This window comes from Arsenophonus sp. PmNCSU2021_1 (genome assembly GCF_036919435.1).
Classification (GTDB): domain Bacteria; phylum Pseudomonadota; class Gammaproteobacteria; order Enterobacterales; family Enterobacteriaceae; genus Arsenophonus; species Arsenophonus nilaparvatae.
Genome location: NZ_JAZHPL010000004.1, coordinates 816,097 through 837,906 on the forward strand (window position 1 = coordinate 816,097; position 21,810 = coordinate 837,906).

Here is a 21,810-nt window from a genome sequence, read left to right on the forward strand (position 1 = left end):
CCCTAATGGTGCTGTTGTCGAGTTGCAGCAGCACACGAACCGAATACGTTCAGGCTCTTCACATTCCGATACCCTCTCACCTACTCGCTGACTGCTTGCCGCCAGCCATCACGGGTATGATGACATGGCGTGATAGCCTGATACTCAATGAGCAGTTACTGACAGTGATTGAGCAGTGTAATCTTGACAAACAGGCGATAAGGCGAATTCAAGAGCAGAGAAATGATGGTAGAGAATGAGAAGCAGGTGGAATATTTGCAGCGTTATATCAAGACATGGAGGTAATACGATGTCAGGAGAAATCACCGATAGAATTCTCTACAGTTACTATCTTGAACAGTTGTTTGCAATAATCGCGGGACGCATAGACAGATTTATTTCGGGATTACTGTTCATTTCTGGTTTAGTGATTGTGTTGAATGGAAATCCTTTCTTTTTTGGTATGTCAATTGTTGTCCTTTCCGCCATTCAATCAACTTGCCAATTTGGTAAAAAATCAGGCGCTGCAAAGAAAAAAGCGTTTGATTATCTAAAACTTTATACCCATGAATCTAAATTTGATGATAGTGAATTAAGAAAGCGTCTGTTAGAGCTGGAAAGTACCGATGAAATCATCTGGCCTTGTTTGGAATCGATAGCGCTACTTAAAACACAGATTAGGTTAAATATTGAGCCACAGTTTCAAGAGAAATTACCTTGGTATCAAAAGCTAGTGTATTTGACGTGTAGCTAGATCAGATTATTTACAGCAGTACATAAAAACACCGTGTCAATTCCATTAAAAGGAAAAGCAATATGTTCAAACATGAATTAGGTCAGGTAGTTCAAATTACTATCAGTGGGGAAGAGGGCCGTATCAAAGGGCGGGCTGAATATACAAACATGAGTAACAAGTATTATTTTCATCATCTAACGGCGGATGGCTATGCCTTTGATAGGTGGTTCGATGAGAGTGATTTGTCGCCAGCGAAACCGGTATGACTGAACTGTAGCTATCAAGAAATTGAAGAAAAAGATTTCACGACAAAGCGGGTATTCATTTCCTGTCCTTAATTCAAAGTAACGACTTTTTTCCTCATCAAATAACCATAATGATCTCAATAATTATATTAACTTAGCAGGAGGACGACACCAATGGCGGCATTATCTCCAGAGGTTAAAGCCTTCATCGTGCAGTCGTTAGCCTGTTTCGATAGCCCAACTCAGGTGCTCAAACAGGTGAAACTGGAATATGGATTAACGCTTACCGTACAACAGGTCTCTTCCTATGACCCCACAAAAGCGATTGGAAAAAGCCTTGGTCAAAAATGGGTTGATCTCTTTCACTTTACGAGAGAGCGATTCAAAAAAGAGATTAGTGACATTCCTATTGCCAATAAAGCGTATCGACTGCGTGTGTTAAACCGCATGGCTATTCGAACAGAGTCGATGGATAATTTTTTGCTCACGGCACAAATGATAGAGCAGGCGGCTAAAGAGTGCGGTGATGCGTATACGAATAAACAGAAAATAGAACATTCAGCAACTTCACATAGTCAGGTTGAATTAATCACCCATGACATGACGCCTGAACAGGCGGCAGAAGCCTATAAAAAATTGATGGGGTAAAGAGCTAAAAATCCCTTACTTATTTTCACTAGAAATAATATTTATATAAAAATAATACATTAATATCCTGTTTTTTATTTTTTATGTACGCAGTTATGTGCGATATATTTTTTTGACTCGCCTTTTTTCGGACATTTTTCCATGCCATTACCGTTTCCTTTTGACTTTAAAAAGCCGGATTATGTCCAGGTGTTTGAGTGGCGTGCTGAGCGATTAAAACGTCTCCGTGAGCAGCCGAAAAGTCTTAAACTATTAACCCGATTTTACAATGAAAACCCTGCACAATTTATCATTGACTGGGGTATGACCACAGATCCACGTAACATTGATTATGGACTACCGGTGACTATTCCTTTTTTGCTGTTCCCGAAACAGGAAGCCTGGATTGACTGGATAATGACCCGCTGGCGTGGGCGGGAAAATGGCATTACCGAAAAAAGCCGCGAAATGGGCTTAAGCTGGACGTCCATTGCATTGGCCTGTTCGTTATGTCTCTTCAACAAGGAAATGGTGATTGGCTTTGGCTCGCGCAAAGAAGAGTATGTTGACAGCACGGGTGACCCGAAAGCGCTATTTTGGAAAGCGCGCAAGTTTGTGGAAACGCTACCTCAAGAATTCAGGGGGGGATGGGAAGCGAAAAAGCATGCGCCTTATATGCGGGTCAATTTCCCAAACACTGGCGCCATTATCAAAGGTGAAGCAGGGGATAATATCGGACGGGGCGACCGCACAACACTCTATTTTGTCGATGAAGCCGCTTTTTTACCGCGTCCGTTACTGATTGATGCCGCCTTATCGCAAACGACTCGCTGTCGCATTGATTTAAGCTCGGTTAACGGTATGAATAATCCGTTTGCCCAAAAACGTCATAGCGGACGCATTCCGGTATTCACCTTTCACTGGCGCAGTGACCCCCGTAAAGATGAGCATTGGTACGAAAAAGAGTGCCAGAAAATTGATAATCCGGTCATTGTGGCGCAAGAACTGGATTTGAATTATCAGGCGTCGGTTGAAGGTGTCTTAATTCCGGCAGAGTGGGTACAGGCGGCGATTGATGCCCACACGAAACTTGGCATTACCCCAACCGGTATCCGCCTGGGCGCCTTTGATGTGGCGGATGAGGGCAGAGACAAGAACGCTTTTTCTTGGCGTCACGGCTTCTTGCTTGAAGGCATTGAGGAATGGTCGGGAAAAGGCAGTGATATTTTTGGCAGCGTTGAGCAGGTGTTCAATTTAGCCGATAAATATCAGCTTGAAAGTTTTCGCTTTGATGAAGATGGATTAGGGGCAGGTGTACGAGGCGATGCACGTATTATCAATGACCAGCGCAGACAAAGAAGAGCCGTACGTATTGACGCAGTGCCGTTTCGCGGTAGCGCTGGTGTATTTGACCCAGACAAAGAGGCGGTTGCTGGTTTTGACGGACAGAATGCGCGATTGAACAAGGATTTTTTCGCCAATGCCAAGGCACAAAGTTGGTGGCATTTACGCAAACGCTTTCAAAATGTCTATCGTGCGGTGGTGGAAAAACAACCCTTCAAACCGGATGAACTGATTGCCATTAATGGCGCAATGCGACTCAAAGACAAACTCATCGTTGAGCTATCGCAGCCAACCTATTCTATTAACACCGTGGGGAAAATCGTCATAGATAAACAACCCGATGGGACAAAGTCCCCCAATCTAGCCGATTCGGTGATGATTAACTTTGCCCCAATGAACACGTCACTTGAAATTTGGTCACTACTGGGCAGGAGCGCATGACAAAAAAGAAAAAATCACACTCTCAAAAAACCGTTGACGGGTATGAGAATTTTACCGCCCGAGTCGGGATGCAAACTCCCAATCAACATGCGGATTCCACTTATCGCCCTGATTGGACAAGTCGAAACAGGTTATTGCTTGAATATGCTTATCGTTCATCGTGGATCATTGGTGCGGCGGTCGATACCGTCGCCGATGATATGACCCGAAAAGGCGTGCGGATCACCTCACAAATGGAGTCGACCGATAAAGGTGCAATCGAATCCTTGTTTGACGAATTGGAAATCTGGGAAAGCCTGAATAACGCCATTAAGTGGTCACGGCTCTACGGCGGCGCATTAGGGCTTATTATGATAGAAGGGCAAGCGCCTTCTACCCCCTTACGTGTTGAGACGATAGGTCAGGGTAAATTCAAAGGCATTTTACCGCTTGACCGTTGGCAGGTTAACCCCGATTTGAATCGGCGTATCAAAACATTGAGCAAGGACTTAGGTAGACCAGAATTCTACGACATTGTGACCGTTGAGAACGGGATACCCGCCTGGCGAGTGCATTATAGCCGATTAATTCGATTTGATGGCGTCACCCTCCCTTATCAGCAAGCTAAAACGGAGAATGAGTGGGGTATGTCAGTCATTGAACGTATTTTTGACCGGTTAACTGCCTTTGATAGCACCACAACGGGTATTGCGCAACTGGTCTATAAAGCACATTTACGAACCTTTAAAGTCAATAAGCTCCGTGAAATTATTGGCTTTGGCGGTGAAGAATACCAAGCATTGATGAAGCACATGAATATGATACGCCAGTACCAAAGTAACGAAGGCATGACGCTGATGGACGCTGACGATACCTTTGAAACGCATAGCTATTCCTTTTCAGGATTGGATAACGTGCTGGCGCGGTTTGCTGAACAAATCAGTGGGGCAACCGGTATTCCTTTAGTCCGATTGTTTGGTCAATCGCCATCAGGATTTAATACCGGCGATGCGGATTTAGCCAATTACTACGATAATATCGCGACACAACAAGCAAGGCGCCTAAAACAACCGTTACGAAAGTTATTTGAGATAGCGCATCAATCGACATTAGGTAAACCGTTGCCCGATGATTTTGCGTTTGCCTTTAACCCGCTGTGGCAAATGTCAGACATGGATAAGTCTGCCGTTGCGGTTAACATGATTAATGCGCTCAATGCCGCGCAGGATGGCGGCATGCTGTCAATGAAAGCGGCAATGTCGTCGCTACGGGATTTGTCCGATATTATTAGTATTGGCAGTACCATCACCGATGAGGACATAGCGAATGCGGAAGAAGAAGTACCGCCAAGGCTCAGTGCTGTCCACGCACCAACGGTCAAAACGGGCGGAAACCCAATATCGAACGAGCCTTATTCAAGTTGCCCGTGAAATCGGCGCTATCATCAATCAGCGTTACGATGGTTCTAATGATTCTGTGTTGGAAATCCAGCAAGCGTTATCGGATTACAGCGCACTCATCGATAGCTGGGCAAAGCGGATAGCGACAAAGTTTGTCGAAACCGTATCACAAGATAATGCGAAGTTGTGGCAGCAACATAGCCATGAAATGCGCAGAGAACTCAAGCAATTGATTGCTCAAGCGCCAGTAGGTCATGTGATGCAATCACTTGTTCATGAGCAAATCAAGTATATCAAATCCTTACCGATTGAGGCCGCTGACAGGGTTTATGACATCCAAAACCGGGCGATTGAGGCGGTTGCGAACGGTGAGCGCCCTGAACATTTTATCGCAATGATAGCGGATTCCGGCAAAGTGACGGCATCGCGGGCAAAGATACTAGCCCGAACCGAATTAGGCAAAGCAACGCAAGCCTTAACTCAAGCGAGAGCATTGGCAATTGGCTCAACCGGCTATATTTGGCGGACCGCCCATGATGGTGATGTAAGGCCATCACACAAACAACTGGAAGGTCAATTTATCGATTGGCACAACCCACCCACCTTGGATGGGTTGACAGGGCACGCGGGTGCATTACCTAATTGCCGTTGCTATTGTGAAGTCTCTTTTTCTGACAGATAACATCATGAAATATTTTTTTAAAACCCGTCTGGGTAACACCCGTTATCAGATGGCGGACGGCTCGCTACTGTGTAAAAACGTTCCGATTGCCCGAACAGGCACGCAAGTTTATTCCGCCTTGGATTTGCCGAATCTGACGCCTGACAATCGTGGCCAAATTCTCGTTGAAAGAAGTGAAGATGAAGTTTTTCGTCCTGAAACGCTGGCCTCGTTTGAAGGTATGAGTGTCACGCTGCTGCATCCCGAAGATGGGGAAGGCAATGTCATTTTTGTTGACACCGACAATTGGCGCGATTTAGCGCAAGGGCATTTACAAAACGTCAGACGGGGAGAAGGGGAACAGGCGGATTTGATAATCGCGGATTTAATTATCAAAGATGCGCTCGCAATCGAGGAAATTAATCACGGCAACGACGAAGTCTCGTGTGGCTATGACGCGCAATACGAACAGATTGCGCCTGGCATCGCACGTCAGTATGAAATCGTTGGCAATCATGTCGCTCTGGTCCCTAAAGGCAGAGCGGGAATACGGTGTGCAATTGGAGACAGCATGTCAAACAAAACACAAACCTGGTTCAAACGGCTGCTAAGTGCCCATCGCACGAAAGATGCCGTTGCCATGGAGTCAGCACTAAATAACGCGCCCGAGTCAATTACGGGCGATGAAGGAACAGAGGAACTACCAAAGGCGATTAATATTAATATTAGTCCGCAACATCCGATGCCAGCGGAAAAACCCGAAGTCGAGACCCGTGATGAGGGTGTTAATGATGTCATTCAGGCTATTTTGACCCGATTAGATGCCCTTGAGGGGAAAACCGCTGATAGTGGCGATAAACCGGAGGATAAAACAGCCGGTACGGTTGATGACGAGGAAAAAAACGAAAAGGCAGAAACCATTACCGGCGATGCGGCGTATAAAGCAGAGTTGATTATGCCAGGGATAGCGTTATCCACACCGATAAAACCCACCATCTTTAAACGTCAGGTGTTAGCCAATGCAGACCAAACTATGGTGCGCTCAATTGTGGGCGATGCAGAAATTAACCGATTACCCAAGCGCACGGTGGATATGGCGTTTAATGCGGTGGCAGAACTTTCGAAAAACCGCAATACAGCCAATACCCCCACTATCGATTCAATCCGAAAATCCGGCAATGCGATTGCGGATTTAAACAAGTCAAATGCCGAATTTTGGGCGACACGAGGTAAACAACAATGATGAAACCTTATTTATACCGGATGCCAGTGGGTATCGCCGGTGCAATCTCCCGTTACCGTGATTTAACCACCGAACCGGTGTTACTAAAATCTAAAGACAGTTTTCCGGACTATGGACTAGCAGGTAAATATGACGACGATTATTTTGTGCCGCTTGCTGAAAATGACACGGCAGACGTCATCAAAGGCATTTATATTCGCCCTTATCCAACGACGCAAACGCAGGATTTTATCCGGCAAGTCGGCAAAGAGAAAAATTTTACTGGCGATGCGCTAAAACGCGGATATGTCTTGGTGAATATCGGTGTGGATAGTCAACAGGTTAAAAAAGGCGCCAAGGTCTATGTGCGAGTGGCAGGAGCAACGGATAAAAGCCCACTGGGTTCTATTTTGATTGCCGAAGAAAAAACAGGGTCAGGGGCGTCAGAAAAAATCAATACCGTGATATTGGCGAATGCTGAGTTTACCGGCCACGGTGATGCTGACGGCAACGTTGAAATCTCGTACAAAATTTAAGGAATTAACCCATGTTAACATATGACCAACGCACGTTTGACTCAACCGGTGCTTTTCTTATCGGTGAGCTCGAGCGTTTAGACCAAACGATTAATATGCCTTTGGTGCAATACACCAACAGTCGGGATGTCCAACGCAGGGAAGATGTCTCGATTGCGGATGAAATTTCGAGTTTTACGCGTACGGGTTTTGCGGCGGCAGGCAGTGGCGCCAACCCGAATGGGAAAAACTGGATTGGTACAGATTCGACCGCATTAGCGAGCATCAATATCGATATTCAAAAATACGGCTTCCCTTTGCCGCTTTGGGGAATGGAGTTGGGCTGGACGGTTGTCGAATTACAATCCGCCAGACAAGTAGGTCGCCCCGTGGATGCACAGAAACATGAAGGGATGCGTCTGAAATGGAATATGGATATGGACGAACAGGTTTATATTGGTGATTCCGGTTTAGGTATTAAAGGGTTACTCAATCTTGATAATATCAAGACCAACAATGCCGCCAAATTGTGGAGCCAGTCGACTGCCGATGAGATACGTGACAGTATCAACAAAATCTTAAGCGATGCATGGGCTGCATCGGCTTACTCGATGGTTCCCACCGACTTACTTATACCACCAGAACAATTTGCTCACATATCCAGTGTTATCGTCTCTAGTGCGGGTAACCAGTCATTACTGACGTATCTAAAAACCAACACCATTGCGTATCACCAAAACGGGGTGCCACTCAATATTTATGCGGTGAAATGGTTAAAAGGGCGGGGGGTTAGCAACAAAGATCGCATGATCGCTTATACCAATGATAAACAATATGTTCGCTTCCCAATGGTACCGTTACAGAGTATCCCTATCCAGTATCGAGGATTGTATCAACTGGTGACTTATTATGGTCGTCTTGGTGCGGTTGAAGCGGTTTATCCCGAAACACTTGCCTACTGTGATGGTATCTAAGCCCGTATTGGGGCTTCATTTTTGGAGTTCATTCATGAAAATTCAGGTACATACCCCTTTTACGCTTACCCATGAGTCAGGTGAGCAAACCGATTTTGATGTGGGTATTCATGAGGTAAGTAAAAGCACGGCGGAGCATTGGTTTGCCAAGGCACATAGTATTGTCCTTAATCCCGTAAAAGCGCAAACCAAAGAAACAGTGAATACCAAGAAAAAAGGGAAAGAAGAAATCAACCAGGAACCTAAAAATAAAGAGGGTATCGATCAGTCAACGGAACAAACACCTGCCAACGATCCAACAATTCCGCAATGATTTTCCTCAGTTTAACGATGAGGTTAAATTTCCTGATTCACAAATTCAGCTTCGTTTAAATTTAGCCGACAAATTCCTCAGTGAAAATGTCTCAGGGAGTGATGTCTTTCCTTACTGGGTGGGGTTATTTGTTGCGCATTACCTCACGCTTTATGCCATGGATGAACGATATTTAAAGGCTGGCGGTGTGGGCGGTTCAAGTTCAGGGGTGGCAACCTCTAAGTCAGTGGATAAGGTGAGTGTCAGCTATGACAACAGTATGACACTCAACCCCAACGCCGGATTTTGGAATAACACCCGTTATGGCGCGGAGTTTTACCAATGGTTGCTTATGTTTGGAGCTGGAGGACGGCAATTATGAAAAGTGGTGTCACCTTACGTATCGACAACACGGGTAAATTGTTTGATGCCCTCGTTCAACTTGGTAAAAAAGAGGTACTGGTCGGCATTCCGGCTGAAAATAGCAATCGCGATGACATTCTCTTTAGCAATGCAGTGATTGGTTATCTCAACGAGTTTGGTTCGCCCGTTAAAAACATTCCGGCAAGACCCCATCTAATACCTGGTATTCGTTCAGTTGAAACCAAAACAACCTCTGAACTTAAAATAGCCGCTAAAGCCATTTTGGATTCTCAACCGGATAAAGCAGAGCAAGGATTAAATCGAGCAGGCCAAATCGCCGTTCAAGGGGTGCAGACTGTCATTACCCAAAGCAATTTTACCCCGCTGGCTGACAGTACATTAGCTGCTCGGGCACGACGAGGACGTAAAGGGGCGGCGCAAGAGCTGGAAAATCGAAAAGCCGGTTTACCGCCCGATAACAACAACGCTAAACCGCTGATTGATACGGGAACCTATCGGCGTGCTATCACTTATGTTGTGAGGAAGAAAAATGCCAATGCTTGATGTAACCGATGTGCTTTTTGATCCGGATTTTTGCGATACCTCGCTCACTCACACACGACGGGAAATTTTGATTGATGATGAAGGTATCACCTCGACAAAAGAAAGTACTTACCCTTTTTCAGGCGTAGTGACCGTAGATAGTTCAATTGAGGCGCAAATACGAACATCGGGTCAACTAGTGAGTGGACGAATATTGGTGATCACCACCACCCGATTGATTGCCGGCGAAACGCATCATATTGGCGATATTGTCACCTATCAGGGACGAAAATATCTGGTGAAATCCGTCGATCCTTACACCGCTTATGGTGCGGGATTTGTTCAGGCGCATTGTGAACTGATGCCGTTTGACGGAGGTATGGCTCATGAGCAATAACAGCAGTACGGAGGCAGGTTGGCTAACGCCGTTTGATGATAATGCCCTGTATAATGAAGGCTTAAATCGTCTGTTAAGTCTTTGGGTTTGTGGCGTCTCGGGGTTGCCCGCAAAACACGTTTTACCTCGCTGGCAACGCGATCCGGCACCGTTGCCATCCCCTGATACTAACTGGTGCGCGTTTGGCCTCATCGATATTGAGAGTGAGCCAAATCCCGCCATGGTCAATCAACGTGATGAACTAAGCGAACTTTGGCAGTACGAGACCTTAACGTGTATGGCCTCTTTCTATGGAAAAGACGGCATGTACTATGCCGCCCGTTTTCGTGATGGCCTTATGCTTAGTCAAAATAACGCTGAACTGAATAAATCCAATCTTACTTTAGGTAGTTACAGTCAAATTAATGCTTTTCCTGAGCTTATCAACAATCAGTGGGTGAACCGGTTTGATATAACCGTTCATCTACGTCGCAAAGTGGTGCGTCGCTATCACATCAAATCAGTGACAGATGCCCACGTCACCTTTTTGGGAGACAAATAATGTCAACAGGTTTACCCGTTTCAAGGGTGGTTAAGGTCACGCTTGATATGTCACCGCGCGCGGCAAGTGGCCGTAATTTTGGTTCACTGCTGCTTTTAGGTGACTCACCCGTTATCGATCCGCTTGAGCGATTACGGGCGTATTCCAATATTGAGGAAGTCGCCAATGATTTTGGTACAACCGCACCCGAGTATCAGGCGGCTTCACTCTATTACCAGCAGTCACCCAAACCCGTTGATTTATACGTGGGACGCTGGGTAAAAGCAGCCTCACCCGCATTATTGCGCGGTGGCATTTTGTCCGAAGAAGAGACAAAAATTAACAATTTTAAGGTGATTACCGATGGCGCGATGAATATCAGTGTAAACGGAAGAACGGTTAAGTTAAGTGCCATTGATTTTTCGCAAGAAACCAATTTAAACGGGGTTGCCGCTCGAATTGGTGAAAAAATAAGCACATCTACAATAACGTGGAATAATAACGATAGTCGATTTGTGATGACATCGAATACGGCAGGTAAAATAAGCGCAGTGGGTTTTGCTTCCGCACCGGAATCAGGCACTGACTTATCGGCGTTGTTGAAACTAACCCAAGAGAGCGGCGCAACGCCGGTTTCAGGTATGGACGGTGAAACTATTGTTGATGCGGTGACAACCTTGGCGGATTTTTCCAGCAATTGGTATGGACTGGTGGTAACCGCTGCCCTTTCTACCGATGAAGTCAAAGGTATCGCCAACTTTATTGGCGCGGCCGGCAGTTCCCGCGTTTTTGGTTATACCACCCAAGATACCGCTGTCCTTGATAGCACGAAAGCGGATGATATCGCTTCCCAGTTAAAACAAGCAAAATATCAACGGGTGTTTACCCAATATTCCGCTTCGACGCCCTATGCAGCGGCTTCGGCTTTTGGTCGGGCGTTTTCCGTCAACTTCAACGGCAATAACACCACGATCACACTTAAATTCAAACAGGAGCCTGGTGTTAAAGCGGAGACCTTGACTACGTCTCAGGCGAATACGCTGGCGGCAAAAAACTGCAACGTGTTTGTCAATTACGATAACGACACTGCCATCATCCAGGAAGGTGTGATGGCCAATGGTGATTTTTTCGATGAACGCCACGGCCTGGATTGGTTGCAAAATTTTGTGCAAACCAATTTGTATAATCTGTTGTATACCCGTACCACCAAAGTCTCTCAAACGGAGCAAGGCAGCACGACGCTTTTGACCAATGTTGAGCAATCCCTGGCTCAGGCGGTCACCAATGGACTACTCGCGCCTGGGGTATGGAACGGGGGCGATATAGGTCAATTAGCAAGCGGGGATACACTTACCAAAGGGTATTACGTCTATATTCAACCGCTGGTAGAGCAAGCGCAGTCTGAACGCGAAAAACGCAAGGCGCCACCGATTCAGGTTGCCTGTAAGTTAGCGGGTGCGGTGCATTTCGCGGATATCTTAATCACCATTGTTCGATAAGGAGAGAAAATGGCCACTTATAGTTTTGTGGATGTTTCCGCCACGCTAACCGGCCCCACGGGGGTGATAGATTTGGGCGCTGGCTCGGCGAACTCGGAAGAAGGCATTGTGGTGACAATGACCGAGGCTAAAAACACCATGACCATTGGTGCCGATGGGGAAGGGATGCATACCCGACATGGCGGAAAATCCGGCACAATTACCGTGACACTGATTAAGGCCTCACCGGTTAATAAAAAATTGATGATTGCTTATAACGCGCAAAGCGTGTCATCTACGCTTTGGGGTAATAATGTGATTGTGATCCGTAATCCGGTATCCGGCGATATCATCACCGCCCGTAGTTGCGCTTTTCAAAAAATACCGGATTTGCAAAATGCGAAAGCGCCGGGCACGTTAGCTTGGGTCTTCGACTGCATCAAAATCGATGCGCTATTAGGAGAATTCTAGTGGAAATTGAAATTAACGGTCATGCGTATCGCGCGACAAAACTCAGTGTATTTGACCAACTTAAGGTGACGCGAAAGTTATTGCCGGTGCTATCCGGTTTAACCGGTGAATGGCAAAAATTACAGCAAGGGGAAATGCCAATGGCAGCGGTGCTACCCATTATGGCAAATGCCATTGCGCAAATGAGCGATGAAGATTGTAATGCGATTTTGCACCCTTGTTTAGCCGTGGTTTCACGCAAAAATGCCAAGGCATGGACGCCGATTTTTCGCCAGGGCGAGTTGATGTTTGATGATATTGACTTGAAGACCCTGCTTGAGATTGTGGCGCAGGTGATTGGGGACTCCCTCGGTAATTTTTTTCACGCACCCCAAGGCGACGAGACAGCCAGCCTCCCAGCACAGGATTAACACTGGATTCACTGCCGGATGGTAAGGACTTCTTACGCCTTCCTGTTAAGTATGGCTACATTAAATTCGACAAATTAAAAGATGGCTCAATTGATTTGGCAGATTTAGCTGAAATGAATGAGTGGATAGACATCGAACAGGATAACGAAGCGCGAATTGCGCGTTGGAGGGATCGCCATGACGAATGCTGAAACATTGCGGGACTTTCTCATCAGCCTCGGTTTTAAGGTTGATGACAGTGGCATGCGAAAATTTCAGTCCGTTGTTACAGGGGTGAGTGCTAATGTTATCAAACTGGGGGCGACTGTTGAGGGGGCAGCGCTGGCCGTCGTGGGGTTTACCACGCAAATTGCGGCAGGACTAGATAAGATGTACTGGGCGTCACAGCGTACAGGCGCCAGTGTTAACGGTATAAAAGCATTAGGGTATGCCGCCAGTCTCACCGGCAGTAGCGCAGAAGCGGCAAGCGGTTCACTTGAAAATCTGGCACGATTTTTTAGAAATAGTCCAGGTGCTGAGGGGTTTTTAAATCGCCTTGGGGTGCAAACCCGTGATGCCAAGGGCAATTTGCAGGATATGAGCGCTATTTTTACCCGTGTGGGGAATAAACTGGCCTCTATGCCCTATTACCGCGCCAATCAATACGCTCAAATGCTTGGCATTGATGAAAATACGCTAATGGCAATGCGTAGAGGCATTAATGCCTTTTCTGCGGATTACCAGCGGATGCTCAAACAAACCGGATTTAACGCAGACGTTGCTGCCAAACAGTCAAACCAGTTTATGACCTCGATGAAAGGATTGACGGGGTTATTTGGCATTTTGCGCGATAAGGTTGGGTCAAACTTAGCAGGGGGATTGAGCAGAGAGATAGACAATCTCCGAAAAAGGCTGCTGGATAATTTCCCGAAAATTGAACGGGTGTTAACCAGTATAATCAAAGGTATTATTCGAGCGGGTGAAATGGTGGGTCGGGTTATCTGGCGAGTCAGTGAGGTAATTGGACAGGTTTTTGACTGGTGGCGCAATTTAGACGAAAAATCTAAAAAACTCATCACGACCTTTAGCGGATTGGCAGCGGCTATCTGGGTGCTCAATCGCGCATTCTTTGCCTCGCCCATCGGGATTATCACCGGTCTTATTGCTGCTTTACTGTTACTTTGGGAAGACTACCAGACGTGGAAAGAAGGGGGAAAATCCTTTATCAACTGGTCGAAGTGGGAAGGTGAAATAAACCAAGCAAAAGCGGCATTTAAGTGGTTAGGTGAAAAATTAACAGGATTGGTTGACCTGGTAGGCGGTTGGAAAAATGCGCTTGAGCTAGTGGCGGTGTTTATTGCTGGTCGGTGGTTAACCAAGGTATTGGGGGCTTTTGGTCAAATCAAAAAGTTGCCGATGCCACCGTGGATGGCTGGACTCAGCGCTTACATGCTGTATCTAGACCAAGACAAGAACAATATTAAAGCCAGCGCAAGTTCGTCTTGGGATTACAACACCCGTCAAGCCAAACGCGCGATTGGCGATGGCTTGCGTTTTTTTGGTATTGATAACGGTTGGGCTAATCAAAAGAAAGGCGGAAATATCCGAGATAATATCGCCGATGTCCCGACGGGTAGACCCAAACCCAATGCATCAGGCAGACAACTCCTTGGGTGGTTACAACCGACACTTGGCAAACTGGAGCAGCTTTATCGACTCCCTGAAGGCTTACTTCGCAGTGTGGCCATCACAGAGTCTGGCGGCAATCAGTTTGCGATTTCCCGCGCTGGCGCAAAAGGATTATTCCAGTTAATGGATGGCACCGCCCGTGATCTTGGGCTAAACGGGAATGAGGTATTTGATCCGGTTAAATCAGCGCAAGCGGCCGCGCGTTATCTCGCTCAACTGTTTAAGATGAACGGTGGGGATATTGAAAAGACATTAGCTTCTTACAATTGGGGGATTGGCAATGTGCAAAGGCATGGTATGGCGTTAATGCCACAGGAAACCCGCAATTACATTCCGAAAGTATTAGGCAACATGCCTGGATCTAGCGGAAATTCAGTTGCTCAGGAAACGAATATTTATGTTCAAGGTGCCTTAGATCCCCTCGCTACTGCCAATGAGATTGCAGATAAACAAACGGGCGTTAACGCCAGATTGATTGGACAATTAACCCAGCGAGCCTACTGATGGATATGCTTTCTACGCTTTTTTCTCAACGTTCGCGCAAAATTGGTTTACTGGTGCCGGATGTCATTATCTCAGAAAAACATCACGACACCCTTGAAATCACCGAGCATCCGGTTGAACTCGGCGCGGAAATAGCCGATCACGCTTACAAACGTCCGGCGGAAGTGACGATGGAGGTGGGTTTTTCAAGTGGGGGATCGCTGCTGGATTTTTGGGACACATCAAAATTGGGTATTAGCGTAGGGTTAAGCGCACCGGAAATCTACCAGCAAATTTTAGCGCTTCAAGCCAGCCGTCAACCGTTTGATGTGATAACAGGTAAGCGCAAATACCAGAATATGCTAATTCGGGCAATCGAAGTGACCACCGATAAACACACGGAAACCGTGTTGATGGCGATATTAACCTTACGGGAGCTTAACATCACCCAAACCCAAACGGTTAATATAAAATCTACCGATGCAAAAAATATGCGGGAAGGGAATGCAACGAGTGGCGTGAGTAATACCGGTATGAAAACGCCAAAACCCGTAGATAATCGCAGTCTATTACAGCGAGGAGCCGCATTTTTTAATGGAAATTAACGAAATACCGCTTACCCCCACCAACCAGCAATTTACGATTAAGCTATCCGATACCGTGTGGCAATTTCGCCTTATCTGGCGTGATAGCGCTGGCTGGGTGCTGGATATGCTTACGGTTGATAATCAACCCGTGATACAGGGTGTTCCTCTAGTTGTGGGTGAAAATTTAGTTGCCCAATACTGCCACCTTATCCCCGAAGGGAAACTTGTCTTGCTATCGGATGGGGAAAGCGACATCAACGCGGATACGTTGGGCACAACCGTAAAATTATACTGGATAACCGATTGAGGATTTACGGGATGCTAAATAAAAAAATGAGTGAATCTCTGCCAAAAACACCCCAGGCAAATAAAGTTATTGAACGTCAAAATGCTGCTATGTCTTTCGAAAAAGCGTTGCAGTTAACTCAGCAGAAATATGCACACATTATTAATGCGTTAGCAGATAAATAAGTGAATCTATCGCCATGTCAAAAAACTGGATAAGAAAATGCTCACTGATTGTTTCTGATAAAAAAGGTGAGGGTATTGAGTTATCGGATTTTCGCGCCACCTTCAATATCACGTGGCCAGATACGCGTTATCCTCGCACGGGGGTGTTTAAAGTCTGGAATCTGAAAAAAGAAACCGTCAGTCAAATTCAGGCAAAGGAGTTTGTTAACATTCAGCTCATGGCAGGCTATCAGGATAATACGGGTCTGATATTTACTGGAAAAATCCGCTACACGATTTCAGGTAGAGATAATCCTACTGACACGTTTGTTATTGTTCAGGCGATTGATTCTCATGAGGCATATGACTACGCCACGTTAAATACTACCTTAAGCGCAGGGCATACACAGGCAGAACAACACAATACGTTACTGACAGGGCTTGCCCCTTACGGGATTATTAAAGGGGTAACACCTGAATTTGATAACACCCGCTTTCCAAGGGGTAAAGTGTATTTTGGTATGGTTAGGGACGCCGCTGATAATCTGGCGGGGCAATGCCTTGCCTCGTGGCAATACATTAACGGCCAGCTCGTGATGGTGCCAGAAAATAGGTACGTTCAGGAGGCCATTGTGCTTAATAGTGCAACGGGCTTGATTGGCTTACCGCAACAAACGATTGAGGCGGGGGTGAATGTGCGTTGTTTGATTAACCCAAACATACAAATTAATGGGCTTATTCGTCTTGACCAGGCGTTAGTTTATCGCACGATGTTACCCAACAGTGATATTGCACTGGGATATGGCAAGTTAAGCGAAAACGATGACGGTGGCTTACGGCAAACCCAAGGCGCTGTTTCACAACCGGCCAGTCTTTCCACCGATGGGGATTATATTGTGAAAAACATCACGTATACCGGTGATACGCGCGGCAAGCCGTGGTATATGGACTTGGTGTGTATTGCCAAAGGGTCAAATGACCGAATCGATATTAAGAAGGTGGGATAATGGCAATTTCCGTTTCAGAGCGTATTGGTGACCCGCAACAATTGCTCAAAGTCTTCAATCATGCGATTTCATCACAACTTCGCGTCGCCATGCCAGGCATTATTCAGTCATTCGATGCCAATAAAGTCACTTGTGTTGTACAGCCAGCGATAAAGGGGACATTGACTGATAGCCAAGGGAATGTGCAGTCGGTGAATTTACCGCTACTGGTTGACGTGCCCGTTGTGTTCCCGCGTGGTGGCGGTGTGACAATGACCTTTCCCATCAAAAGCGGTGACGAATGCCTGGTGGTCTTTGCAGACAGGTGCATTGATTTTTGGTGGCAAAATGGCGGAATTCAAGAAGCGATTGACCCCAGACAGCATGATTTATCGGATGCCTTCGCTTTTATCGGTGTGCAATCACAAGCGAAAAAAATAAGCAACATCAATGAGAGTGCCATGCAGTTAAGAAGTGACGATGGCGCAACCTATTTTGAAGTAAACCCGACAACGCAAAAAATGAAAATTGTTGCCCCTGGGGGTATTGAAATCATCACCCCCGAGGCCATTTTCTCAGAGAGAGTGACCATCAAAGGACTATTAAGTTGGCTAGGCGGCATGGTCGGTTCAACGCCCTCCGGTGTGGCCGCAAAAATTACCGGTGCGATTGAATTTTTGGGCACATTGACATCTAATGGCAAACGGATTGATGAAACACATACCCACAAAGGCGTCAAAGCCGGTGGGGAGAGTTCAGGTGAGGTAAATTAAATGAAAGAAAGTGTTAACATTTTTTTTGGCGGTTCTTATTTGCACAAACTAAAAACCGCATGGCGACTTCTGGGCGTGATTTTTTTATTAATTCTTAATGATGAGCCTTCTCTCAAGTTGGAAGACATCAAGGTAGTTGAGAAAAATAAAAAGCAACAGTAAAAGGGTTCTATTGATGCGTTATCGACGAGAAACAAATGGGGGCGATTACAGCTTTGGGCAAGGCGATAACACGTTTTTAACCAACAGCCCTGATGCCGTCGCCCTGGCGATTAAAACCCGTTTGTCCCTCTGGCAGGGACAATGGTTTTTAGACAGCGAAGAAGGTACGCCCTGGTTGCAATCGGTATTAGGTAAGCCTTATTTGGAGGCTTACGGTATGACCATCAAAGAGCGCATACTGGATACACAGGGCGTAACCACGTTAACCGATTTTACTGTCAGCCAAAATCCAACGACCCGAAAACTGAGTATCACCGCAAAAATACAAACCCAATACGGCGAAACTTCCTTTATCCACGAGGCATAATGTTAAATCTTGATACGTTAGGGTTGTCAGCGAAAGTGACTGACGACGGCATCAGTGCGCCGGATTATCAGACCATACTGATGCGATTAACCGATTTTTTTCATGAAGTTTATGGGCAGGATGCGTATTTAACACCGGATAGTAAAGACGGCCAGATGATAGCCATTTACGCGCTCGCCATCCATGATGCCAATAATGCGCTTATCGCCACCTACAACAGTTTTAGCCCAAGCACGAGTAAAGGCGCTGCACTATCAAATAATGTCGCCATTAATGGTATTTCCCGTCATGCATCGGGTTATTCCAATGTGGATGTCGTATTAACGGGTCAAGTGGGTACGGTGATAAAAAATGGTCGTGTACGCGATAAAAACGGCAATATCTGGCGGTTACCTGAAACGGTTACGCTCGATACGCACGGCGAAGCGACGGTGACGGCTGTTTGTCTGGTTGCTGGAAGTGTTACCGCATTAGCTGGTGAAATAACCGAGATAGCCACACCCACGCGAGGCTGGCAAACGGTGAGCAATCCCAAATCCGCAACACAAGGCAGGCCGATTGAAACGGATAATCAGTTACGGGAGCGGCAGCGAAAATCGGTCTCACTCCCTTCACGCACGGTACTGGAAGGTATACAGGGCGCAATTAGCCTGATACACGGGGTAACCAGGCAGCGCGGTTTTGAAAATGATACCAGCAAAACCGATAAAAATGGGATTCCGCCGCATTCTATTGCCATGATTGTGGATGGTGGCGATGTGAACACGATTGCCAACGCAATCGCCCAAAAGAAAACCCCAGGGGCGGGCACGTTTGGCGACACTTCAATTACGGTCAAAGACCGTTACGATATGCCAATTACGATTCGCTTTTCACGCCCCAAGACGGTTGATGTGCATGTTGAAATCGACTTAACCGCATTTTTAGGATTTACCACACTAACAGGCGATAAAATCCGACGTAAAGTTGCAGACTATATCAACCAACAACTCATTGGCGACAATCTGTATCTGACCCGTCTTTATTCACCAGCAAATCTGCCCGCTGATGAAGAAGGGAAAACGTTTGATATCACGGCGCTAAAAATCGGGCGAACAGAGGCGGATGTCAAAGAAGAAAATTTGATTGTGGCTTTTAATGAAGCCGTTAGTTGTCGTGAGAATAACGTCAAACTGGTGGTAACCTCATGAGAGATTACACCGAATACATTACCCCGCAACATCGTCAAGCGGAAAAGTTTACGCAACATATTGAATTAATGACAAAACCTCTAAGCGATATTGCAGCCTTGGCCGCGCAGCTTAATGCGTTTTTCAGTATCGATAATGGAACAGGAAAACAACTGGATGCCGTCGGTGAATGGATAGGACTATCACGATTTGTCAAAACGCCAATAAAAGGTGTCTATTTTTCACTGGATACCGAAAAGGTGGGCTTTGACCAGGGAAGCTGGAAACGACGCTTTGATGCCGACAGTGGCTTTACCGAACTCGATGATGAAACCTACCGCTTTATATTGAGAGCAAAAATACGCGCAAATCACTGGGACGGCACAAGCGAGATGCTCTCAGAAATTTATCAGGGTGTTATTCCTGATGAAACGGTAAAAATCTTTTTTATCGACAATCAGGATATGTCAATGGATGTGTATCTGACCGGTGGCGTCATACCGGAAGTGACAAAAGCGGTTATCAAACAGGGGTATCTCAATATTAAACCCGAAGGGGTAAGACTCAACGCCTATACCGGTTCCGAAGGGGATAACGGTATTTTTGGCTTTGATGTTAACAATCGTTATATCGATGGCTTTGATGTCGGTAGCTGGGCAGTCAGATTATAGGAAATAGTATGGCAAAAAATGAAATTTTACCGTTTGCAATTGCAGATGGGGCTAACGTATTGCCAGCAGAGGAGTATCAGAAACTCCCTGCGCGTAATAACGGATTTAGTGCAGGTGTCGCTCGCTCACAGGAGCTAAACAAGGTCTGGCGTCAGTCATCAATGATTGCGCATGTAATAGCGCAATTTATTGCAGAGACCAATAACAGTGATGTACTTGACGACGGCAACGTTGACAAACTCAAAGCCGGACTCATCAGTGCCTTATCGAAAAATGTGAATAATACCGTACCTGCCGCGACAAAAACAGTAGCAGGGATAACGAAACTCAGTAGTGCGACGAATAGTGACGATGAAACACAGGCCGCAACGCCTAAAGCTGTCAAAATTGCTTATGACTTAGCGAAAACGGTGAGTATTGATGAAATCAATAAAAAATTCGATAAAGCAAGCGTATTACAAACGACGGGTGATGCCACGGATAAAGTGATAAGCCAAAAAGCCTGTGACGAGTTCTATGCCAAGAAAGACTCTTGGGAAAAATTCACCGCGGGTCAAATAAATATAAAGAGCAGCGGTAACTACTCCAGTTTGATCCTTATAAAAGGTAGTGGTGATACTCTGTTGCTCGAAACTTCACCCAATGATGCCTATTTCGTTTACAGGGATGCGGAAGGAAAAAATAAAGGCGTCATCACTATTCCGTCAAATAAAAATGGCACGCTGGCATTAACCTCATCAACAGACACATTCAAAGCTGGAAGATTAAATATTGAATCAGCAACAGGTGATACGATTTTTAATCTGGGCGGCACAAATGGCTCTTCTGGTTCTGAAATTTCTTACGTCAGAAGTTCAAAAAGAACGCAAGTGCATGATATAAATTCGAAAACAACGGTTGTGTTTCCCCAAAAATCCGGTGAACTTGCTTTATCTTCTGATTTTATTAGCAATATCCGCAGAGGTGCTAAAGTTAAATCACCAGACACTAGCGAATGGGGGCCAAATGAATGTCCATCTGGTTGTGTATTAACTCAGGTTGTCCATAAAGGTAATACAGAATGGGGTGTTAATAATTGGTATCGCCCACTCCAAATATTTATCAATGGTAAGTGGAAAACATTAGCAGGGGATGTATAATGCAATTAAATAACTTCAAACGATATGAGCCGGAGAATCCTTCAGATGGGGTTAGGGTTCAATATTTTATATCGGAAGATGGGACTGATTTTTACGAATCATTTAAATTATTTTCAAAGAAGTATAAAATAGGTTTCGACGAAAATAGAATTATTAGAACACTCTCTGAGGATATTTCAGCAATTTATCCTCATGAATTATCAATAGTTGATATTGAAGAATTACCAGATGATTTTAATATTGATGAAAAATGGGTATATATCAATGGTGAAATTGAGCGTTATCAATTAACAAAAAAAGAATTGATTCAACAAGCTGAGCAAAGTAAATATTCCTTAATGAATAACACGAATATGATAATACATCCTCTTCAAGATGCTGTTGATTTAAATATGTCTACTGAAAATGAAAAGTTGCAACTTGGAAAATGGAAAAAATATCGTATACTACTTAATCGAATAGACACATCGGCTGCACCAGATATTGAATGGCCTAAAAAACCCGTGTTATAAAATTATTGTATTTTATGGCTTTGTTGAATAATAGGTAATCATGCTGTTTTTCCATGCCAGTTTTGGTTGAAAATGCTTGTCATATCAGGTGTACAGTTTTTTCATGAGGCGGCTTTGTTGAATAAACAGATTTTATGCTGCCTCTCCAGTGCAACTGCTGATTGTAGCAACGTAAAATCATGCAGTTAGGCTACGTGATAAAACGGTACACCTAGGGTGATAAGAATTTTCCGCCAAAACGAGTAT

Annotated in this window: 31 protein-coding genes; all 31 read left to right on the plus strand. The window is 45.5% G+C overall.

Annotated features, from left to right (window positions below):
* Positions 1–5: 5 nt before the first annotated feature.
* The 31 genes from lysC (at position 6) to V3224_RS09435 (ending at position 21,564) form a co-directional block, all read left to right on the plus strand.
* Positions 6–239 (plus strand): Rz1-like lysis system protein LysC, encoded by a 234-nt coding sequence (lysC, locus tag V3224_RS09285; RefSeq protein WP_334470361.1) that lies wholly within the window; start codon positions 6–8, stop codon positions 237–239.
* Between the two features lie 50 nt (positions 240–289).
* Positions 290–733 carry a hypothetical protein gene (locus V3224_RS09290; RefSeq protein WP_334470082.1) on the plus strand — a complete coding sequence of 148 codons (444 nt, stop codon included), beginning with the start codon at positions 290–292 and terminating at the stop codon, positions 731–733.
* A 62-nt stretch (positions 734–795) separates the two neighbouring features.
* A complete protein-coding gene (locus V3224_RS09295; protein ID WP_334470084.1) occupies positions 796–981 on the plus strand; it encodes a hypothetical protein in 186 nt (61 codons plus the stop codon).
* 153 nt (positions 982–1,134) lie between these two features.
* Complete coding sequence (locus V3224_RS09300; protein WP_334470086.1) at positions 1,135–1,608, plus strand: DUF2280 domain-containing protein; 474 nt, start codon at positions 1,135–1,137, stop codon at positions 1,606–1,608.
* Between the two features lie 141 nt (positions 1,609–1,749).
* Positions 1,750–3,372: a TerL protein gene (locus V3224_RS09305; protein ID WP_334470088.1), complete on the plus strand. Its 1,623-nt coding sequence runs from the start codon at positions 1,750–1,752 to the stop codon at positions 3,370–3,372.
* Positions 3,369–4,781 (plus strand): DUF1073 domain-containing protein, encoded by a 1,413-nt coding sequence (locus tag V3224_RS09310; RefSeq protein ID WP_334470090.1) that lies wholly within the window; start codon positions 3,369–3,371, stop codon positions 4,779–4,781. Before V3224_RS09305 ends, V3224_RS09310 begins: the two co-directional genes overlap by 4 nt.
* A complete protein-coding gene (locus V3224_RS09315) occupies positions 4,678–5,433 on the plus strand; it encodes a phage head morphogenesis protein (protein ID WP_334470092.1) in 756 nt (251 codons plus the stop codon). The genes V3224_RS09310 and V3224_RS09315 overlap by 104 nt, the downstream gene beginning before the upstream one ends.
* A gap of 4 nt (positions 5,434–5,437) precedes the next feature.
* Complete coding sequence (locus tag V3224_RS09320; RefSeq protein ID WP_334470094.1) at positions 5,438–6,655, plus strand: DUF2213 domain-containing protein; 1,218 nt, start codon at positions 5,438–5,440, stop codon at positions 6,653–6,655.
* Positions 6,652–7,170: a structural cement protein Gp24 gene (locus V3224_RS09325; RefSeq protein WP_334470096.1), complete on the plus strand. Its 519-nt coding sequence runs from the start codon at positions 6,652–6,654 to the stop codon at positions 7,168–7,170. The genes V3224_RS09320 and V3224_RS09325 overlap by 4 nt, the downstream gene beginning before the upstream one ends.
* 11 nt (positions 7,171–7,181) lie before the next feature.
* On the plus strand, positions 7,182–8,123 hold the full coding sequence (locus V3224_RS09330) for a DUF2184 domain-containing protein (RefSeq protein WP_334470097.1): 942 nt from the start codon (positions 7,182–7,184) through the stop codon (positions 8,121–8,123).
* 34 nt (positions 8,124–8,157) lie between these two features.
* Positions 8,158–8,436: an STY1053 family phage-associated protein gene (locus V3224_RS09335; RefSeq protein ID WP_334470098.1), complete on the plus strand. Its 279-nt coding sequence runs from the start codon at positions 8,158–8,160 to the stop codon at positions 8,434–8,436.
* Complete coding sequence (locus tag V3224_RS09340; protein ID WP_334470362.1) at positions 8,387–8,797, plus strand: DUF4054 domain-containing protein; 411 nt, start codon at positions 8,387–8,389, stop codon at positions 8,795–8,797. Before V3224_RS09335 ends, V3224_RS09340 begins: the two co-directional genes overlap by 50 nt.
* Positions 8,794–9,342 carry a hypothetical protein gene (locus V3224_RS09345; RefSeq protein ID WP_334470099.1) on the plus strand — a complete coding sequence of 183 codons (549 nt, stop codon included), beginning with the start codon at positions 8,794–8,796 and terminating at the stop codon, positions 9,340–9,342. Before V3224_RS09340 ends, V3224_RS09345 begins: the two co-directional genes overlap by 4 nt.
* Positions 9,329–9,718, plus strand: a complete 390-nt coding sequence (locus tag V3224_RS09350; protein ID WP_334470100.1) for a head-tail adaptor — start codon at positions 9,329–9,331, stop codon at positions 9,716–9,718. Before V3224_RS09345 ends, V3224_RS09350 begins: the two co-directional genes overlap by 14 nt.
* On the plus strand, positions 9,708–10,259 hold the full coding sequence (locus tag V3224_RS09355; RefSeq protein WP_334470101.1) for a phage neck terminator protein: 552 nt from the start codon (positions 9,708–9,710) through the stop codon (positions 10,257–10,259). Before V3224_RS09350 ends, V3224_RS09355 begins: the two co-directional genes overlap by 11 nt.
* Positions 10,259–11,737 (plus strand): DUF3383 domain-containing protein, encoded by a 1,479-nt coding sequence (locus V3224_RS09360; protein ID WP_334470102.1) that lies wholly within the window; start codon positions 10,259–10,261, stop codon positions 11,735–11,737. The genes V3224_RS09355 and V3224_RS09360 overlap by 1 nt, the downstream gene beginning before the upstream one ends.
* Positions 11,738–11,746: 9 nt before the next feature.
* Positions 11,747–12,187 (plus strand): phage structural protein, encoded by a 441-nt coding sequence (locus tag V3224_RS09365; RefSeq protein ID WP_334470103.1) that lies wholly within the window; start codon positions 11,747–11,749, stop codon positions 12,185–12,187.
* Complete coding sequence (locus V3224_RS09370; RefSeq protein ID WP_334470104.1) at positions 12,187–12,597, plus strand: phage tail assembly chaperone; 411 nt, start codon at positions 12,187–12,189, stop codon at positions 12,595–12,597. Before V3224_RS09365 ends, V3224_RS09370 begins: the two co-directional genes overlap by 1 nt.
* Before the next feature lie 113 nt (positions 12,598–12,710).
* Complete coding sequence (locus tag V3224_RS29870; protein WP_442890181.1) at positions 12,711–12,788, plus strand: DUF6889 family protein; 78 nt, start codon at positions 12,711–12,713, stop codon at positions 12,786–12,788.
* Positions 12,775–14,769, plus strand: a complete 1,995-nt coding sequence (locus V3224_RS09380; RefSeq protein ID WP_334470105.1) for a transglycosylase SLT domain-containing protein — start codon at positions 12,775–12,777, stop codon at positions 14,767–14,769. The genes V3224_RS29870 and V3224_RS09380 overlap by 14 nt, the downstream gene beginning before the upstream one ends.
* Positions 14,769–15,353, plus strand: a complete 585-nt coding sequence (locus V3224_RS09385; protein WP_334470106.1) for a phage baseplate protein — start codon at positions 14,769–14,771, stop codon at positions 15,351–15,353. The genes V3224_RS09380 and V3224_RS09385 overlap by 1 nt, the downstream gene beginning before the upstream one ends.
* The gene (locus V3224_RS09390) at positions 15,343–15,642 is read left to right on the plus strand and encodes a phage baseplate plug family protein (protein ID WP_334470107.1); all 300 of its coding nucleotides are present in this window, start codon (positions 15,343–15,345) and stop codon (positions 15,640–15,642) included. Before V3224_RS09385 ends, V3224_RS09390 begins: the two co-directional genes overlap by 11 nt.
* Before the next feature lie 11 nt (positions 15,643–15,653).
* Entirely contained in the window at positions 15,654–15,806 is a 153-nt protein-coding gene (locus tag V3224_RS09395) for a hypothetical protein (protein ID WP_334470108.1), read from the plus strand.
* A gap of 14 nt (positions 15,807–15,820) precedes the next feature.
* On the plus strand, positions 15,821–16,792 hold the full coding sequence (locus V3224_RS09400) for a phage protein (protein WP_334470109.1): 972 nt from the start codon (positions 15,821–15,823) through the stop codon (positions 16,790–16,792).
* Positions 16,792–17,544: a Gp138 family membrane-puncturing spike protein gene (locus V3224_RS09405; protein WP_334470110.1), complete on the plus strand. Its 753-nt coding sequence runs from the start codon at positions 16,792–16,794 to the stop codon at positions 17,542–17,544. The genes V3224_RS09400 and V3224_RS09405 overlap by 1 nt, the downstream gene beginning before the upstream one ends.
* Positions 17,545–17,706: a hypothetical protein gene (locus V3224_RS09410; protein WP_334470111.1), complete on the plus strand. Its 162-nt coding sequence runs from the start codon at positions 17,545–17,547 to the stop codon at positions 17,704–17,706.
* 13 nt (positions 17,707–17,719) lie between these two features.
* Complete coding sequence (locus V3224_RS09415; protein WP_334470112.1) at positions 17,720–18,073, plus strand: hypothetical protein; 354 nt, start codon at positions 17,720–17,722, stop codon at positions 18,071–18,073.
* Positions 18,073–19,263 carry a baseplate J/gp47 family protein gene (locus tag V3224_RS09420; protein ID WP_334470113.1) on the plus strand — a complete coding sequence of 397 codons (1,191 nt, stop codon included), beginning with the start codon at positions 18,073–18,075 and terminating at the stop codon, positions 19,261–19,263. Before V3224_RS09415 ends, V3224_RS09420 begins: the two co-directional genes overlap by 1 nt.
* A complete protein-coding gene (locus V3224_RS09425) occupies positions 19,260–19,913 on the plus strand; it encodes a DUF2612 domain-containing protein (RefSeq protein WP_334470114.1) in 654 nt (217 codons plus the stop codon). The genes V3224_RS09420 and V3224_RS09425 overlap by 4 nt, the downstream gene beginning before the upstream one ends.
* A gap of 8 nt (positions 19,914–19,921) precedes the next feature.
* Positions 19,922–21,052 (plus strand): phage tail protein, encoded by a 1,131-nt coding sequence (locus tag V3224_RS09430; RefSeq protein WP_334470115.1) that lies wholly within the window; start codon positions 19,922–19,924, stop codon positions 21,050–21,052.
* Complete coding sequence (locus V3224_RS09435) at positions 21,052–21,564, plus strand: tail fiber assembly protein (RefSeq protein ID WP_334470116.1); 513 nt, start codon at positions 21,052–21,054, stop codon at positions 21,562–21,564. Before V3224_RS09430 ends, V3224_RS09435 begins: the two co-directional genes overlap by 1 nt.
* Positions 21,565–21,810 lie beyond the last annotated feature (246 nt).